Source organism: Rhodopirellula europaea 6C (genome assembly GCF_000338295.1).
In the GTDB taxonomy this organism is placed as follows: domain Bacteria; phylum Planctomycetota; class Planctomycetia; order Pirellulales; family Pirellulaceae; genus Rhodopirellula; species Rhodopirellula europaea.
The window spans coordinates 1-16,458 of the sequence record NZ_ANMO01000099.1 but is presented as its reverse complement, the minus strand read 5'-3'; the positions used below and the strand labels follow the sequence as shown (position 1 = coordinate 16,458).

The following is a 16,458-nucleotide window of genomic DNA, read 5'->3' as shown; positions in this document are numbered from 1 at the left end:
AGGCACAATGCCTCGGCCGAGTGAGGTCGGCCAGCGGGAACGCTATTTGGCGACCTTTATTTGGCGATCTTTTCCAGCAGAGCGGCCACGGCGGCGGGATCGTCCGATTCACGCAGTTCTTCGATGCGAGCTTCGGGGACACCGACCTTTTCCAGGTGGCTGCACAAACGCTTCCAGACGGTCGCCCGTTTCTTTCCCTCGCTCAAGTAAAGCTCCGTAACGGCTTCTTGAGCTTTCTGCAATCCAATGGCATCCCGGTTCTGATAATAGTTCCGGATGATCTTTTCTTGGTGCGACGTGCGATTGGGAGCCATGGGCGAGCCTGCTTAGCGTTGGTTTCGTTTTTCTTCCGCACGAGCCGCTTGCAATGCGGCTGCTTCGCGGGACAGTTTGAACTCCGGACCGGCCGGGAAGTACTGCACATCATCCTGCAAATAGTGTGGGCTCGGAAGGGTTTGGCCGTTGAGCGAAACCTGGCATCCGGTATTGGTCGCCAACAGGGCTGCGAAAGCCAAAGTGCCGATCGTTCCGCGTGTGATCCACTGCGTGTTCATCTTGTTTTCCATCGTTGTACGCCCCAACGCGTAAGGTTTTCGGACCGAACGGCTCACGCAACGAGAGCCCGTCTGCCTGAAATCGGTGACAGAATCGTTATCGGCGGAAGAACCGGAAAACCTTGACATGATTCGAGAAAAAGGTTCGGGAGAGTTTCCCGGCGGTGGGGTTCCAATTGTCCCCAGGAGTGTCACGCGAGTTCCACGCGAGAAACGAATCCGGCGTGACGCACGGTCGACGATGGGGCACAATGGGAGCATGCACACGAACCACACGGGTAAGACATTGATGTCCAACATGATTGATCGACGCCGATTTTTGCGAGCCGGTTTGGCTGGAGGAGCCGCGATTGCCGCCGGAACCGCCTCCGCACGCCCGGCTCACGCCGCTGGCCGAGCCAAGTGGGAAGAGGCCATTCAGCGCGGCCTGGAGTGGCTCAGCAGCAAGCAATCGTCTCGCGGCCAGTGGAACACCACCGTCTACCCGACGGCCATGGCGGCTTTGTCAGGCACGGCTCTGATCGGCAGCGGCAGCACGACGACCCAGGGACCCTACGCTCGCCAAATCGCTCGGGCATCGGATTTCCTGATCAGCAAGTCGCGAAGCAATGGCCTGATCGGCGATCCCCAAACCGATTCGCGATACACCTACGGGCACGGCTTCTCGATGCTGTTTCTGTCTCAGGTTCTTGGCGAGGAAGGGTTGCTCGATCGCCGCGAAGAACTGGTCGATGTGTTGGCCAAAGCGGTTGAGTTCAGCGGCAATGCCCAAACTGAGGCCGGAGGTTGGGGTTATGTGTCGGCCAAAGAAGGCAATGACTTCGACGAAGGCAGCACGACGATCACGCAGGTCCAAGGTCTACGCGGATGTCGCAACGCGGGGATTCCGGTCAGTGGCGAAGTGATCGACAAAGCAAAGGAATACATCTATCGCTGCAAGAATCCCGATGGCGGCATCAGTTACAGCAGTCGGCAAACCGGCAGCAGTCGTCCGGCAATCACCGCGGCGGCTTTGGCGGCTTTGTACAACGCCGGTGACTACGACAGCGAACATGTGCCGGACATGTTGAAGTACAGCAAAGAAACGCTGCACGACATCAACAACGGGGCTCGTGCGTTTGGACACTGGCACTACACGTATCTGTACTACAGCCAAGTCGTTTATCGGCAAGGCGACGAATTGTGGTTGCCGTTCCGCGATCGGTTGTATGACCGAATCGCAGCGGAACAAAAGCCAGACGGATCGTGGGAGGGCCAAATTCATCCGGTCTATGTGACCGCGTGCAACCTGATCATGCTGCAGATCGATCGTGGGTTTCTCCCGATCTACCAACGCTGAGGCTGACGATGGATTTGGAATCGTTCAGTCAGCGCGTGCTCGAAATATTGAAACGTCACTTTCCCACCGAAGGGTTTCGGGCGGGGGAGGAACTCGGTGTGCTCACCTGCGGCGAGTTGCAGTTTGGGCTTTCGAATTTGCTGGCCCAACATCAGCAGGCAGGTTTCACCGATGAAGAATTGGAGGAAACCGTTCGCGTCACGTTCGAGCGAATGCTGGAAATGGTCCGGACTGCCGACAAGGTGTTGCCCGAGACCTGGGAAGAGGCCAAACCTCGATTGCGCGTGCAGTTATGCCGCAGTGACATCGAGGCGTTACGCAAAGCGATCACGTTCCCCTTCGCCAGTGACGTGACCAGCAGCGTCGTGGTCGATTCGCCTCACGGGTATGCCTACATTCGTCCCGAGGATGCCGAGCGTTGGGGCCAATCGGTGGTGGATCTAATCGAAGTCGCAAAGGAAAACTTGCTGGCCGATTCGTTGGAGTGTCCCATGGGTGTCGTCGAAGGACCGCCCAAGTTCATCGCGATTCAGTCCGGCGATGGGTACGACGCCGCACGAGTCTTGTTGCCGCAAATTCGCGAACGTTTGATTCAGGAATTGAGCGACGAGTCGGATGATCCGAACATGGAGCCCGCCGCGATCGTGGGAGTGCCCAATCGAGATTTCTTGATCGCTTGGTCAGCTCAGCTTCCCGCCGATTTGCGAGAGCAGTTGGCTCGGACGGTCGCGGAAGATTCCCGCCGCCAATCGCATCCGTTGTCGGAGCAAACGTTCCGCATCACCGCCGAATCGATCTGGCCAATTCACGGTTAGGCTTCGGGTACGATGGACTTCCAAGTCCGTCGAAAGCTGTTTGTACCGACGGATTTGGAAATCCATCGTACGGGCATCCAGGCGAGTCCAGCGACTCGATCAGTTGGAAAGCTTTTCCATGATTTGATCAGCGGATCGTCGCAGCAGAACATCGTCGTCGAGCGACCCGTCAATTTTGCGAATCGCGTGCAAGACCGTCGAGTGATCTCGGCCGCCGAAGGCATCGCCAATTTGAGTTAGGCTGTCTTCGGTCAGTCGGCGGGCCAACCACATTGCCAGCGAACGGGCGCGAACGATGTTTTGGCGTCGAGACCCGCTTCGCATGTCGGCCGACTTCACTCCCAATTGCCGAGCCACGGCGGTGGTGATCGCTTTGATCGAAATCGATTGTGTGCCGCCCGCGGTTTCGATTGCCGACTGGACCGCATCGGCGCAAATCGGTTGTTCGTGCATCCGGCACCACAACGCAACTTGCTTGATCGCCGATTCAAAAGCGCGAACGGTCGATTCCGCCGGCAATCCCGCATCGAGCAATGACAGTGCCTCCGGTTCGACATCGGGCAAATGAGCCAGCATCAATTCGCGAAGGATCGTGCGTCGTGTATCGCCAGCGGGCGGATGCAGCGTCACCGTCAGGCCAGGAAGCGTACGGCTGACCAACGCCGGTCGCAGCCCGCGAACTTCCGACGGCAATCGTCGACACGTGACGATCGTCAAACGCCCTTCCGCGTCGCGAGCTTCCAAACGTTGGGCCAGTTCTTCTTGAGCGGGTCCTTTGTCGGCAATCAGATGCAAATCATCCAGGACCAGGATCGGGACCGTGTCCAGCTTTTCACGAAAACGAGGCATGTCCTTCGAATCAATCGAAGATGCAAATTCGCGAGCGAAGTCGATTGCCGGTTGGTAGAGGACTCGGCTGGAAAGGACACGCGAGGTCACACCGGACGGTCCACCTTGCTCGGTGTCTTTGTCCATTTCCATCGCTTCCCAAACGTTGCTGATGCTCATCCGTTTGGAGAGGTGCAACGCGAGAGCGGTCTTGCCGGTGCCCGGTTGGCCGACCAGCAACATTGGCCGGGAGATTTCCAGCAATGTCTCGATGGGGTTTTCGCAAACGTAGCCCGCCAACCGATTCTCATCACCGCAATAAAACAGCGGGATGATCGGCCGAACGACTTCGCTATCGCGACGGCGTCGACGAAGCGACGGACGTTCGAGCGCGAAGGAATTGACGTTGGGAGGCGAAGCGACCACAGCAAATGGCAGTGAACGAGTGGAACACGAAGGGATGACGCGTGAGGCGGTCAAACAGGATCCGATTCGATTCCGTGCGTCCGGCCGAATCTGATCACCCAGCTCCACTCTAAATGGAACAGTCGTTCACCGCTATCCTTTTTCAACCGAGTTATCCACAGTTGAAAAGCCTTTTGCCTTCGAAAATTGGCGAGAAATCAGCTCAATCGCCCGGTCAATTTCGGCTGCCGTGGAAAACCGCGAAACGCTGAACCGCAACGCCGAATCAACCAGTGCTTTGGACGCTCCCATCGCCAGCAGAACGTGGCTGGGCGGGCTGCTTCCGCTGCTGCACGCCGATCCGCTGCTGCAGGCCACCCCGGCGATATCCAGCGACATCAGCAGACTTTGCCGATCGGCACCCGGCAGCGACAAACACGTCGTTGATGGCAAACGTGGGGCCCGCTCGCCATGAATCACGCAGGTTGGGTGTCGACGGACCAGCTCGGATTCCAGCTTGTCCCGCAACGCCGTCATGTGCTCGGCCGCGCTGGGTTGCTGCTCACATGCGAGGCGGATGGCTTCGGCGGCGGCGATGACGAGAGCGACGGGTTCCGTGCCCGGACGCGTCCCCAATTGCTGCTCGCCGCCACGCAGAGCGGCCCGAACGTCCACGCCGGCATCCAGCCACAGAAATCCGACTCCCGTGGGCCCATGCAGCTTGTGTGGTGTGATCGTCGCGGCGGTGACTCCCCAGGCGGTCAGGTCGACCGGGACCTTTCCAATCGACTGAGTCGCATCGACATGCAGTGGAACGCCAAATTCGCGGCAGACGTCGGCGGCGGCTTGGATTGGCTGGATCACGCCGGTTTCGTTGTTGGCGGACATGATCGAAACGACCGAGACCCGTTCCGGTGACTTGCCTGATTCGGTGAGGCGATCCAGCGTGCTTCGCAGGGATTCCAGCAGGATGACTCCGTTGGCATCGACATCGACCCAGTCCACCTGGCGACCGGATTGGTCTTCGGCGGCAGCGGCGGCGAGGACGCTGGGGTGTTCGATTCGGCTGATCACGATTGCACCGTCGGGCTCGCCCAATCCCGAGATGGCCAGGTTGTTTGATTCGGTGCCACCGCTGGTGATCAGCAACCGCGGCGCGTGGACGCGGGACAGGTCGCTTCCCAGGCAACGGCCGATCAGATCCGTCGCGGCTTCCAGGCGGGACCGAGTTTGCTGGCCGAGACGGTGTTGGCTGGACGCGTTGGCGGGCGTTTGCGAGAAAGCCTCTGCCAAAACACGAGCGACCGCGGGATCGATGGCGGTCGTCGCGTTGTTGTCGAGATAGATCATGTTTGTCCAACAGGATCGGCTGTTTGGCGATCTTTCTTCAAGGATTGCAGTTCGGGGTTGTTGGGCGATTCTTCGAGAGCTTCGGCGAGCAACGCATCGGCCAATTCATCCCGCTCGGCGTCTCGCATGTCGCGGATCAGGCTGACGTATTCTTCCGCCAAGTAATCCGCCACGACGGTTTTCAAGGTGGCGACATCCTCTACATCACGTGTCAATTCCATCAATCGCGGGATCAGGATGTAAAGCTCGCGATCGGCCAATTTGTCGATCGTGGGCCAGAACTGTTTGGCGAGCTTGGGATTTTTCTTGCTCCACTGCTTCCAAACCGCGGTCCCGTCCTCCATCAAACGAAGATGATCGACCAGCAACGCAGGATCTCGCGGCTCGAGCGACTGCACACCGTGCTTGATTTCAACCAGATCCCACCGAGTTGGGACGCTGTTGGGCATGACCAATGTCTTCGATTGAGTGAGGTATCGAGCCGTCTCGGGGGTCGTGCTGACTCGGCGGATCGGCGTGATTTGCCAATGGACCAGCGGGATTTCGTAAAACGAAAACCGGCGGGTTTGGAAGTGTTTGGGGGCGAACTCGGTTCCTTCCACGTAGCCAAACATCCGGATCGCGACGAACAGCAGTCCGGCGACAATCAACGAAGAAAGCGAAATCAGCAGGATTCGGTAGCCGGTCGCAAGACGCTTTCGCGGCCGCTTGGACTGGGGCGATTGGGCGGCGGAGGAGCCTGAGGACGGCGTGGCGGAGGTCGCTGACATCGTTGAAATATCCCGGCAGACGTCAAACAAACGGTTTGGTAGGTTCGCGACTCGTCATCGTTCGTCCCGAAGCCCCTTTTTTCCAAGCGTAACAAAGATGAATGGGTACGCCACACCTTGGGCAAGCGGTCGGACGATTGCCAACGCGATGCGACCGGCCTCGGTGGCGGAATTTTGGTCGGCTCCGACGCAGGGGCAACTGACGCCGGAGCAGCGTTCCTCGGCGGCCCGAAATCGCCTGTTGGCGGCCAATTCGCTCTCAACGGGCTCGCAATCCAACCACGGCAACCCACATCAGGTGGTCGGTTCGGATGATGTGGCGACGTCGGGAATCGATTCAACACAAACCGATGAGCCCGTCGACGGTCGCGAATCGACCGGCTCGGACACCGGGGAATCCTTTGACCCCGAGGACCGTGCGGCGGCTCGAGCGAGGATCGAAGCGGTGCTGCTGATCGCGAAATCTCCGCTGAATTACCGACGTTTGGCGGCGCTCGCCGATGTGGAAGATGCGACCTCCGCGCGGACGCTGGTCGGGGAACTGAACGAACTCTATGAGCGTTTGGGACGTGGGATCCGGATTGAACAGGTCGCCGGCGGCCAGCGGATGATGACGCGGTCGGTCGTGGCACCATGGCTGCGCCGACTTGGTTTTTTGGCTCCAGCGATCCGGTTGAGTTGGCCGATGATGGAAACGCTCGCCGTGGTGGCCTACCGCCAAGACGTCACGCGAGCGGATGTTGAAGCCGTGCGTGGTGTCGCGTGCGGAGAAATTCTGCGACAGTTGATGCAACTGGATTTGGTCCGGATCAGCGGTCGCAGTGAAGAGCTTGGGCGGCCCTACCTTTACGGGACCACCAAACGTTTTTTAAAAATCTGCGGATTGGCATCGATAAAGTCGCTTCCGCCGATTGACTGGCACGCATCCTGCGATGATGTTTCTCAATCTGCCGACGGCGAGGTTGAAAACATTGCCGACGAATTGAACTCGAGAGATCCCTCTCAAACTGAATCCCATCCTCGCCGTGAATCTTCGGACTCTGAAACTTCGGATACGAATCCTTCAGAAACCGAGCATTTGCACCCCACCAAGGAGTCTGACGTGAGTGTCGCCGCGATCGAAACTCTCGCCACTGAATTCACCGCTTCTCTCGACGCCGATCAGTCCGGTGCCGTGGCCGTTTTGGATGCACCCGCATCCGACGCGGATGCTGCATCGTCGAACGATCCTTCGGCTGTGATCGAAGACGAAGAAGACGATCTGTATGAGAACGGCTACGAGCTCGACGACGACGAAGATGATGACTTCGACGACGACGACTGGGATGACGACGACGAGGACAGCGACGACGAAGACGATGACGAGGACGAGGATGAAGACGACGACGATGAAGACCTAGACGACTCCGATGATGACGACGACGATCTCGACGGCACCGACGACTGGGAAGAAGTCGACGACGATGAAGCCGACGAAGATTGGGATGACGAAGATGAAGAAGACGACCTCGATGAAGAGGAAGAAGAGTGGGAAGACTGATCGTCTTCGAAGCAACCTCTCTTTGATGGACTCGTCCGGTCTCGAATGGACCTGTCCAGTTGGCCTGAACCGTCTGGCGGATAACGTCGACGGTTCTTGTCGTTTCTACATGCGATCTTCAACGCATCTGCAATCTTGAACGCACCGCGGTGACGCGCGGTCTCTGTGCGTTCCACTTCATTCGCTGATGCAGCGTGAGAAGCTCTCTTCTGTAGCCGCCACGTTCGGCTTGCATGTTCATCAGCACAATCGTGACGCGTGACGCTTCCATCGATGCGTTTGCTTTGGCGCGATGCCTAGCTGGCAGCCGTCAACGAATCCGATTGCAACGGTGCTGACGTTTGCGCGGATAGTCATGTCGCTGCACGCGGGTTGCTGATGTGTGGACGCGGCATTCACAAGCCGGATGAGGTGTTTTTTCAACATCGTGCAATTGGTGACCTACCTTTCAAACGGTAGCTGTCCTTTTGTATCGCAATCCTTGCGTGAATCCATGTTTGAAACCAATCAAGCCAAACTTCTGATGGTCGAGCCCGAGCTGGTTTTGGCCGAGCTCGCAACGTTCCGTTTGGAACTGCTGGGATATCGCTTGGAAGTTGTCAGCAGCGGTGCCGAAGCGCTCGATCGCTTGCGTCACGAGCCAATCGATTTGCTGATCCTGGATACCAAGTTGCCCGAAGGCGACGGGTTGGAATGGCTGACCGAATTGCGTTTGGAATTCAAAGCCGACCAAGTCCCCGCACTTGTGTTCTCGCTCGACCCCAGTCTGGAAATGGTCCGGCGAGCTTACTTGGCCGGGGCTCAGGACTACTTGATCACTCCATTTGATCCGACCGTGCTCGAAGAGAAGGTTCAACGTTTGTTGCCTTCTCATGCAGAAACCGTTTGATCAGTTGACGTTGTTACTCACCCACCGCTTCACTTCCATTCCATTTCTTAGTCTTCACGACGGACTCGCACGATGAAACGCATTGGCGACATTTTGGTCGAATTGAACATTCTGACCAACGAACAAATGGACGCTGCCTTCGCGGGAAAACCACGCGGAGTGATGATTGGTGATTGGTTGGTGCGGCAATCACTAATCAGCAATGCGCAGTTGGGTGCTGCGTTGTCAGAACAGTTTTCGGTGCCGTTCGTCGACATCGATTTCTCCAGCGTCAATCCACAAGTCGCACGTCTGCTGCCCGAAGACTTCGCTCGATCACAAGCCTCCGTGGCGATTGACGTTAGCGACCGAATGCTGACGCTCGCGATGGTCGCGCCCGACGATATCGAAACCATTGCCGAAGCCGAGTTGATGACCGGCTACAAAATCCGGCCCGTCGTGGCCCTGGAAGACGACGTTCGCGATTTGCTCAACCGCATCTACGACGATCGTGCTTTTGCTCGTCAAACCATTGTCGACATGAAGTTTGCCGAGATGGAAGAGTCGGGTGAAGTCACCGAAGAAGATGAACTGGCAATGTCCGCGGTCAGCCAAGAAGACGCGCCGGTGGTCAAGCTGGTTCAAGCGATTCTTTCAGGTGCCGTGTCAGCCGGCGCCAGCGACATTCACCTCGAACCACACAAACCCGAGATGCGGGTTCGCTATCGAGTCGATGGCGAATTGCAGGTCGTGATGACGATCCCCAACCACATCGAGGATTCCGTTATCAGCCGTATCAAGGTCATGGGTGACATGGACACGACCGAAAATCGTCGTCCGCAAGATGGTCACCTGACGGTGTATGAAAACGGCAAACGAGTGGGCTTTCGTATCAGCGGCATCCCAACCGTCGACGGACAAAAGTTGGTGCTGCGTCTGCTTGATGAAGGTGGGCAAACATTCGACTTGGCCGGCATCGGAATGCCTCAACGTGACTACGAAACGATTCGTCGAGTGATCGACAAACCGCACGGAATGTTTGTGGTCACGGGGCCAACAGGTAGTGGTAAGAGCACGACGTTGTACGCCGCTCTGCAGCACCTCAACGACGATGATCGCAATATCGTTACGGTCGAAGACCCGGTGGAATATCGCTTGCCGGGAATCAACCAAGTTCAAAGCGACAACGAATTCGGAATGGGATTCGCCAACGCACTGAAGTACATCATGCGACAAGACCCTGACGTGATCATGTTGGGTGAAATTCGCGATTGCGAAACGGCGACCACCGCGGTCCAAGCCGCTCTGACAGGGCACTTGGTGATCAGCACGTTGCACACCAACGATGCCGTTGGTGCGGTGCAGCGATTGGCCGACCTCGGCGTCGACAACTTCAAGATCGCCGGTTCGTTGTTGGGCAGCGTGGCTCAGCGATTGCTTCGCTGTGTTTGCGAAAACTGCAAAGTCGACGCGCCCGCCAACTTGAATCTGTTGGACGCTCTCGATCCTGAGCATCACGTGCCGCGAGACACCACGTTTGTTCGCGGTGCCGGTTGCAAACGATGTCTCGGGACCGGTTTCGCCGGTCGCGTGCCGATCTTCGAAATCATGCCACTCAATTCAGACATCACCGCCGCAATTGAAGCCGGCGTGCCGAATTCGCAACTCGAAGAGATGGCTCACGCAGCCGGCATGGTGCCACTTCGTCGCGCCGGTTTGGAAGCCGCCATCGCGGGCAAGACATCACTCGAAGAAGTGTATTTCAAGACCAGTGGCGACCGTCGCAGCAACAATTCAACGTCGATGGTCGGTGGGCGACGATCGGTCGATCAACCCGTTCCGAGTGCTATCGCCTAGTTTCCCGTTCGTCGCAACTCCTCCGTCGCTGATCCGATCGCGGCGACGCAATCGAATTTTGTTTTTGTTCTCTGCCTTGGTGCAACCCAATGTCATTCCCTGCTAGCACAACCAACGCGACCTCCTCCGGCGGTGTGATGGGCTTTTTGCGAAAGCTCAATTCAATCGAGGTGGGAGGTCCCAAGCGAGGTGTTCCAAAAGGATGCGAGTCGACTCGTATTCCTCCGGTGCCATTGGCGCAGCTGATGCGGCTGTTGCTGATGTTGCTTCAAAACGGCTTGACGTTGCCAAAGGCACTCGGATCGCTCGCGATGGACAATTCCAACCGCAAGTACAGCAGCGTGTTGATGCGGATGCGAAGCACCATCATGGCGGGTGGATCCATCAGCGACGCAATGGCTCGCTATCCAAGAACGTTCAACAAGATGCAAGTCCAGCAAGTCCGATTGGGCGAACGAAGCGGCTCATTGGAAATGGCTCTCCTGCGAGTCTGTGAGCAAGTCGAACGCAAGGTTGCACTGCGAAAACGAATTTTCAAAAAGATCAGCTATCCCATCCTGATCAGTGTGGCGGGTTTGGGTTTGATGATCTTCATGTGCGTGGTCGTCGTGCCCGAGTTTGAAACCGTTTACACGGCCAGTGGTGTGGATCTGCCGCCGGTGACCCAGTTCGTCACGGGGCTGAGCCGGTTCATGCTGACCAAAGGCTTGCTCGCGTTTCCTTTGGGATTTGTCGCAATCGTTCTGTGGATCTGCGGTCGTCGCAATCCACGAATCGCTGCCAAGATGGACGCAGTGTTCCTACGCATTCCCGTCGTGGGACCATGGCTTCGCGATGCCGCTGTGTTGCAGTTTATTGAAGCCACCTCGGCAATGGTTCAGTGTGGCTACAAGCCCATCGAGGCGATCGAAGTCGCATCGACATGCGTGAAGAATCGATGCGTCCGAAGTGCTATTGAAGATATTAACCACGGAGTGCGCCGTGGTGAGAAGCTGAGTGTCGAGCTTGGGAGGTACGAACGTTTCTTTCCGCCAACGTTGTGCCAGCTGATCGGTGTGGGCGAGCAATCGGGCGAGTTCGCTCGTTCGCTTTCAGGCACCTGCGATCACTTGCGCGAACGATTGGAGTCTCGGATCGAAGCTTCCGTGGGAATGCTCGAGCCCATCCTTACGATTTCGTTGGCAATCATGATCGGCGGCATGGTGCTGTCGATTTACACGCCGATGTTCCACATGTTTGAAGTTCTCGAATGATGCGTGACTCACTTGCAATCAAAGCATCGCCTCGTCGTTGTTCGCGACGTGGCGCATTCAGCATCCTCGAGATCATCGTGGCACTCACGATCGCGACGATGTTCGCAATGACTGGATTGGCGTTTGTGCAAACACACGGCGAGACCGCGAAGTCGCGAGCATGCGAAGGCACCCGGTCGATGCTGCAACGCGACGTTGAGTTGTACGAGCACGAAAACGGGCGTGCGCCCGGGCGGACGCTTCGTGAGCTGGCCGATGAAGACTACACCGGCGTGAACCTGCCGACCTGCCCGACGTCCGGGAACGCCTACGGCCTAGATCGTGGAGAGGTCGTTTGCCCCACCCATGGCAAATGATCAGCGAATTGAAATCGCGGTCTGCAGAGGACGCAGGACGCTGTCGATCAAATACTCGTCGACCAAATCGCGGCATAGCTGAGACAGTCGCGTGAACTCGTCCGCGTAGTTTTCCTTGGCACCCAGGGAATCGTAGCGTCGGACCATCATGTAAACGCTGAGCTGTTCTTCGGTGAACTCACCGGTTCGAATCTGAAACGCACCCGTTCGAGATTCAAAGCTGATCCGGCACTGGGTCTTGCAGTCTTCGTCCAAAGCGAACTGAACCACGGGTTCATTGGAAAGCAATTTGCCATAGGGCAACTGCGTGAATTTTTCTAAGCCGGGTGCGATGCCGATCGCTTCGGTCACGATCTCGTTGTGGTTGCCTTTGCAAACAAAGTCGAAACCGAGCATCACGGTCAACGCTTCGCAGTCCAACGGGCTGACGGACAATTCGTACGGCACCAATTCCAGAACGGCACGGTGTTGCTCGCAGGCATCTTCGTAAGTCGTTGGGCTGACCATGCCGCTGTTGACTCGTTTGGGTTCAACCGACACCCAGCGATACGACCCGCTGTCTTTTTCTTTTTCTTCTTCCAGCACGTACTCGTCTTTTTCACGCGCATAGAAATTCGCCATCTTCGGATAACGACGCTGGACCTGTTCAAAGTAGTGCAGGACTGATTCGCGACCTTGCGGCAACTCCATTTCGGTGGACAGATTCATGTTCACGTAATATTCGTCGCCGAATGTGCCGTAATCACTCATGTCGTTTTCACTCAATGAAAAGATGGTTGACGGATGAACGCCAGGGAAAAGATCGTTCCGTTGTAGCCGTTGCCGATGACCTCGGCCAGTCGCAACCGTTCTTCCTCGGCGGTCGGTGGATCACTCTCGTTTTCGCCACTGGTTAGGAACGGGTGAACAACAAGCGACGTAGCGGAAGTGCGCGAGCCCTCCGGTTCCTCGCCGGGTGGCTTGCGCCGTACCGCTAACATTGTCATTTGTTGTTCACGCCTTGCTTAGTTTATCACCGCGGAGTCGGCGATGAGGCGTTACGCTGCGGGCTTTGCGCGAATGCGTCGAGTTCAAACCCGGCGAAACGCAAATTTCAATGACGCAAAGGCATGCGCGGAAGTTCGCGTTTTGGGGTCACGCCGAATGCGGTACCGCAGCCAAGTTGCTGATCGGAACTTCGTTTTCTTCCATCTCGTGGTCGCTGAGGCGGTACGGAAGGATCACCCAAAAGGTGCTTCCTCGCCCCAGTTCGCTCTGGAAGTCGATTTCTCCGCCCAGGAGAACAGCGAGTTCTTTGACAATCGACAGTCCCAGTCCCGTGCCAGCAAATTCACGTGTCAGGCCGTCACCATCGAGCACCTTTTTGCTCTGCCGGAATTTTTGGAAGATGATCGGCTGATCTTCGTCGGCCACACCTACCCCAGTGTCCGTCACTGAAAGTCGGAAGCGATCGTCGTGCAGATCGACCACACGAACCGTGATCATGCCGCCCTCGGGAGTGAACTTGATCGCGTTGCTGAGCAGGTTGTTGAGGATCTGTCCGAGCTTGTTGGGGTCTTGGTACGCCACGGGCAAGTCATCAGGCACTTCCACGGACAGCGAGATGTTCTTGTCTTCGGACAATGACTGGATCATGTCGCACTGAGCACCAACCAATCGCGACAGTTGGAACTCGCTCCGGCGGACTTCCATCTTGCCCGCTTCCACTTTCGCAAGGTCCAAGATGTCATTGATCATTTCCAACAACAGGCGTCCACTCTTTTGGATGTTCGATGCGTATCGCCGTTGCTTTTCCGACAGTGAGTCGATGCCTTGCAGAACCTCAGAGAATCCGATGATGCTGTTCAGCGGCGTGCGAAGTTCATGACTCATGTTGGCCAAGAAGTCCGTCTTTAAACGGTTGGCTTCGTAGAGCTGCAAGTTCAACTGAGCGAACTGATCGACCCTCGCGTCGAGTTCTCGGTTGACGCTTTGCAATTGAGTCTGTGTTTCGGTCAAGTGACGAAGCATTCGGTTGAAAGCATCGGCCAATTCACGGAACTCGTCGTCGGTTGAGATGTTCGCACGTTGGTTGGTGTCACCATGCGTGATCGCGTCGCTGACATCACGCAAGTGCAGCAGGGGTTGCAGCACCAAGTAACGAACGATCGCGTGCAGCACGAACAGTGTCACCGCCACGATGAACATCGCGATGGAAACCACGATGGCTCGAATGCCCGTCATGTCTTTGACAATCTTGTCATCGGGCATGCTGACCCGTTTGACTCGGTAAGGCAGTTGAGCGGCCAGCTTGGCGGGGTCTTCGTCCTTGGAAAGCGAAATGATTTCGCCACTTGGGACATGGCACGGAACGCAGTCATACGTCATGAAGACTGGTTCGTAGTAGACGTAGCGACCGTTCGTGGGACCAAGCTCTTTGAAGACGGGCCGGTTCGCGGGACCGATTCGGCTCATCGCCGCATCGTCGGCCAAGTCGACGGCTTTGCTCAGGTCGATTGGATCGCCGGACAGCAATCGTTCCAAGCGAGCTCGGAATTGAGGTTCGAGTTCTTGAAGCAGTTTCAGTTCGCTCGGTTCCGTCGGCGCGGTCAGTGCGGGTAGGTTTTCAAACGGTTGCGGATCGTCGAGCCCCAGGATGTCAAACTCGATGTCCTGGCTGAGCAACTGCGAACGAAGGTCGGCGATCTTTTGCCGAGTCATCTCGAGTTTGTTCTCAGGCAAGTGTTCCGTGTAGGTCGCCGCGGCGTGGATCAGCATCATTTCTGTCGCCGCCGCGTCTCGCGCTTGCTGCTGAGTCGTGCTGCTGACCCAGCGGTCGGCGAGCAGAAACACCATGCAAAACGCTCCGCACATCAGCACGACCAGCGCCGAGCCAAAGAACAGCAAGCATTTGCGTTCCAGGCTCATCGATGAGAACAGGCTTTGGATGAACCTCAGCATGAGTTTCCAGGGCAGAACCCCGATTCGGTCAGAACGGTCTAAACCGGTTCCGCCAGACGGAGAAGAGTCGGATGGGAAAGCCCCATTTTGCCTAAAACAGAAGGCTGCGACGAGACGAATTGTGCGTTTCGTGCTCGAAGCCAGTCGTTTCAACCGTTTTTTTGTCATTCCTTGACTCGGAGGGCACGGAGAATGGTCCGTTAATCGCAGCAGAAATGCTTGTTTGCCCCTCCGGGCACAACTAGGATGCGAGACTAACTTACGATCCCATCCGATCACACTTCGCCTCTTGTTTTCCCGCCTTCTGACTCTGAGAATACGATGAATCGTTCCCTTCGCCTCGCACTGCAGTGGACGTTGGTGGTCTGCATGATCGCCATTTTGAGCGTCAGTCCCGCTTCGGCCGGATGGCTCTTGAAGCGAATTCACAGCAAAAATGCCGACTGCTGTGAAATTGCAACGGACACCTGCTGCACCGCTCCGGAGCCCGTCTGCTGCGTTCCTACTCCGGAACCAGTTTGCTGCGAACCAGCACCAGTCAGCTGCGAACCGGCCCCGACCTGCTGCGGCAGCGTTGAAATCGTCCCAGCACCCGTTGCTTCGGATGCATGCTGCGGTTCCATCGTCGCTCCGATGAGCGAAGGCATCATCATCGAACAACCAATCCACCACGGTGAATCGACCGTCGTCCCCATGGCCGAAGGTCACGTGATCGAAGGCGAAATCATGGAAGCTCCCGCCATGCCAGCGGAAGATTCCACGCCAGTTGCTCCGCCTGTTCCCGCTGAACCAGAAGTCGAGCAGCCTGCGAACGAGCCTCAAGCCGATCCAGCCGCCAACGCGGAAGCCGAAGACCCCATGCCGATCGAAGAACCTGCTGAAGAAGCACCGGTCGTCGAGCCACCGGCTGAAGAGCCCGCCGTGGAAGAGCCTGTGATGGAAGAACCCGCTGTCGAAGAACCTGTCGCGGAAGAACCTGCCAATGAAGAGCCTGCGGTAGAAGAACCAGCCACCGACTTGTTCCCCGCTGAGGACAACCCGTTCCCACAAGATGAACCTGCCGAAGAAGCTCCGGGCTTCGACATGCCAGCCGAGGAAGCACCGGTTGAGGAAGCCCCCGCGGAAGACGCCTTTGGCGATCTGTTCGGTGGTGAAGCTGAAATGCCAGCTGAGCCTGCCACACCGGATGTGCAAACTCCTGAAACTCAATCCGTCGACGATTTGTTTGGCGGCGACGCTGCACCTGCGGATCCCGTGATGCCAGAAGCACCAGCGGAAACGCCTGCCGACGATGGCTTTGGCGACCTGTTTGGTGGCGAAGCCGAAGCACCTGCCGACATGCCCGCCGAACAGCCTGCAGACGACGGCTTTGGCGATTTGTTTGGTGGTGAAGCAGAAGCTCCCGCCGAACAAGCCATGCCAGAAGAAGGCGGTCTGGACGGACTGTTCGATGATGCCGCACCTACCGAAGAGGCTCCTGCCGATGGTGGTGGACTGGACGACTTGTTCGGTGACCCACCAGCCGAAGATACATCGGAATCGGCCATCGACGATTTGTTTGGCCAAGGCAATCAGAAACTGGC

Annotated in this window: 16 protein-coding genes; 8 read left to right on the top strand and 8 right to left on the bottom strand. The window is 57.1% G+C overall.

What is annotated here, in order from left to right; all coding sequences use genetic code 11:
• Positions 1-56 precede the first annotated feature (56 nt).
• Positions 57-314: a hypothetical protein gene (locus RE6C_RS09660; protein ID WP_007333356.1), complete on the bottom strand. Its 258-nt coding sequence runs from the start codon at positions 312-314 to the stop codon at positions 57-59.
• Between the two features lie 12 nt (positions 315-326).
• A complete protein-coding gene (locus tag RE6C_RS09655; protein WP_008656080.1) occupies positions 327-566 on the bottom strand; it encodes a hypothetical protein in 240 nt (79 codons plus the stop codon).
• 73 nt (positions 567-639) lie between these two features.
• Here RE6C_RS09655 and RE6C_RS09650 point away from each other — a divergent pair, with 73 nt between their 5' ends.
• Together RE6C_RS09650 and RE6C_RS09645 are read left to right on the top strand one after the other, a co-directional pair.
• Positions 640-1,893 (top strand): prenyltransferase/squalene oxidase repeat-containing protein, encoded by a 1,254-nt coding sequence (locus RE6C_RS09650; RefSeq protein ID WP_008656078.1) that lies wholly within the window; start codon positions 640-642, stop codon positions 1,891-1,893.
• Between the two features lie 8 nt (positions 1,894-1,901).
• Positions 1,902-2,708, top strand: coding sequence for a DUF1444 domain-containing protein (locus RE6C_RS09645; protein ID WP_008656077.1), 807 nt, complete (start codon positions 1,902-1,904; stop codon positions 2,706-2,708).
• Positions 2,709-2,807: 99 nt separating this feature from the next.
• Here RE6C_RS09645 and RE6C_RS09640 read toward each other — a convergent pair whose 3' ends face one another.
• The 3 genes from RE6C_RS09640 to RE6C_RS09630 form a co-directional block, all read right to left on the bottom strand.
• Positions 2,808-4,016, bottom strand: a complete 1,209-nt coding sequence (locus tag RE6C_RS09640) for a helix-turn-helix domain-containing protein (protein ID WP_236618073.1) — start codon at positions 4,014-4,016, stop codon at positions 2,808-2,810.
• 78 nt (positions 4,017-4,094) lie between these two features.
• On the bottom strand, positions 4,095-5,291 hold the full coding sequence (locus RE6C_RS09635) for a cysteine desulfurase family protein (protein WP_008656074.1): 1,197 nt from the start codon (positions 5,289-5,291) through the stop codon (positions 4,095-4,097).
• Entirely contained in the window at positions 5,288-6,061 is a 774-nt protein-coding gene (locus RE6C_RS09630) for a hypothetical protein (protein ID WP_008656073.1), read from the bottom strand. The genes RE6C_RS09635 and RE6C_RS09630 overlap by 4 nt, the downstream gene beginning before the upstream one ends.
• A 97-nt stretch (positions 6,062-6,158) precedes the next feature.
• On the opposite strand from RE6C_RS09630, the gene scpB reads away from it, so the two are divergent.
• From scpB to RE6C_RS09600, 5 genes are all read left to right on the top strand, one after another.
• On the top strand, positions 6,159-7,601 hold the full coding sequence (gene scpB / locus RE6C_RS09625) for an SMC-Scp complex subunit ScpB (protein WP_008656072.1): 1,443 nt from the start codon (positions 6,159-6,161) through the stop codon (positions 7,599-7,601).
• 493 nt (positions 7,602-8,094) lie between these two features.
• A complete protein-coding gene (locus tag RE6C_RS09615; protein ID WP_007325583.1) occupies positions 8,095-8,490 on the top strand; it encodes a response regulator in 396 nt (131 codons plus the stop codon).
• Positions 8,491-8,562: 72 nt separating this feature from the next.
• A complete protein-coding gene (locus RE6C_RS09610; RefSeq protein ID WP_008656065.1) occupies positions 8,563-10,326 on the top strand; it encodes a GspE/PulE family protein in 1,764 nt (587 codons plus the stop codon).
• 89 nt (positions 10,327-10,415) lie between these two features.
• Positions 10,416-11,579 (top strand): type II secretion system F family protein, encoded by a 1,164-nt coding sequence (locus RE6C_RS09605; protein WP_008656064.1) that lies wholly within the window; start codon positions 10,416-10,418, stop codon positions 11,577-11,579.
• On the top strand, positions 11,576-11,935 hold the full coding sequence (locus RE6C_RS09600) for a competence type IV pilus major pilin ComGC (protein WP_008656063.1): 360 nt from the start codon (positions 11,576-11,578) through the stop codon (positions 11,933-11,935). The genes RE6C_RS09605 and RE6C_RS09600 overlap by 4 nt, the downstream gene beginning before the upstream one ends.
• Here RE6C_RS09600 and RE6C_RS09595 read toward each other — a convergent pair whose 3' ends face one another.
• The 3 genes from RE6C_RS09595 to RE6C_RS09590 all read right to left on the bottom strand — a co-directional run bounded on the left by RE6C_RS09595 (position 11,936) and on the right by RE6C_RS09590 (position 14,875).
• Positions 11,936-12,685 (bottom strand): hypothetical protein, encoded by a 750-nt coding sequence (locus RE6C_RS09595; RefSeq protein WP_037252888.1) that lies wholly within the window; start codon positions 12,683-12,685, stop codon positions 11,936-11,938.
• Between the two features lie 11 nt (positions 12,686-12,696).
• Positions 12,697-12,915 carry a DUF1584 domain-containing protein gene (locus RE6C_RS30190; RefSeq protein ID WP_008656059.1) on the bottom strand — a complete coding sequence of 73 codons (219 nt, stop codon included), beginning with the start codon at positions 12,913-12,915 and terminating at the stop codon, positions 12,697-12,699.
• Positions 12,916-13,069: 154 nt separating this feature from the next.
• Positions 13,070-14,875 (bottom strand): sensor histidine kinase, encoded by a 1,806-nt coding sequence (locus RE6C_RS09590; RefSeq protein ID WP_008656058.1) that lies wholly within the window; start codon positions 14,873-14,875, stop codon positions 13,070-13,072.
• A 321-nt stretch (positions 14,876-15,196) separates the two neighbouring features.
• On the opposite strand from RE6C_RS09590, the gene RE6C_RS09585 reads away from it, so the two are divergent.
• Positions 15,197-16,458: cytoskeleton assembly control protein (locus RE6C_RS09585; protein WP_039961701.1), on the top strand; the 1,262-nt coding region annotated here is incomplete at its 3' end.

Bases quoted from the DNA above. Each gene is read 5' to 3' on its own strand.
- RE6C_RS09660 (WP_007333356.1), bottom strand. From the start codon at position 314: ATGGCTCCCAATCGCACGTCGCACCAAGAAAAGATCATCCGGAACTAT.
- RE6C_RS09655 (WP_008656080.1), bottom strand. From the start codon at position 566: ATGGAAAACAAGATGAACACGCAGTGGATCACACGCGGAACGATCGGC.
- RE6C_RS09645 (WP_008656077.1), top strand. From the start codon at position 1,902: ATGGATTTGGAATCGTTCAGTCAGCGCGTGCTCGAAATATTGAAACGT.
- RE6C_RS09635 (WP_008656074.1), bottom strand. From the start codon at position 5,291: ATGATCTATCTCGACAACAACGCGACGACCGCCATCGATCCCGCGGTC.
- RE6C_RS09630 (WP_008656073.1), bottom strand. From the start codon at position 6,061: ATGTCAGCGACCTCCGCCACGCCGTCCTCAGGCTCCTCCGCCGCCCAA.
- scpB (WP_008656072.1), top strand. From the start codon at position 6,159: ATGAATGGGTACGCCACACCTTGGGCAAGCGGTCGGACGATTGCCAAC.
- RE6C_RS09615 (WP_007325583.1), top strand. From the start codon at position 8,095: ATGTTTGAAACCAATCAAGCCAAACTTCTGATGGTCGAGCCCGAGCTG.
- RE6C_RS09610 (WP_008656065.1), top strand. From the start codon at position 8,563: ATGAAACGCATTGGCGACATTTTGGTCGAATTGAACATTCTGACCAAC.
- RE6C_RS09605 (WP_008656064.1), top strand. From the start codon at position 10,416: ATGTCATTCCCTGCTAGCACAACCAACGCGACCTCCTCCGGCGGTGTG.
- RE6C_RS09600 (WP_008656063.1), top strand. From the start codon at position 11,576: ATGATGCGTGACTCACTTGCAATCAAAGCATCGCCTCGTCGTTGTTCG.
- RE6C_RS09595 (WP_037252888.1), bottom strand. From the start codon at position 12,685: ATGAGTGATTACGGCACATTCGGCGACGAATATTACGTGAACATGAAT.
- RE6C_RS30190 (WP_008656059.1), bottom strand. From the start codon at position 12,915: ATGTTAGCGGTACGGCGCAAGCCACCCGGCGAGGAACCGGAGGGCTCG.
- RE6C_RS09590 (WP_008656058.1), bottom strand. From the start codon at position 14,875: ATGCTGAGGTTCATCCAAAGCCTGTTCTCATCGATGAGCCTGGAACGC.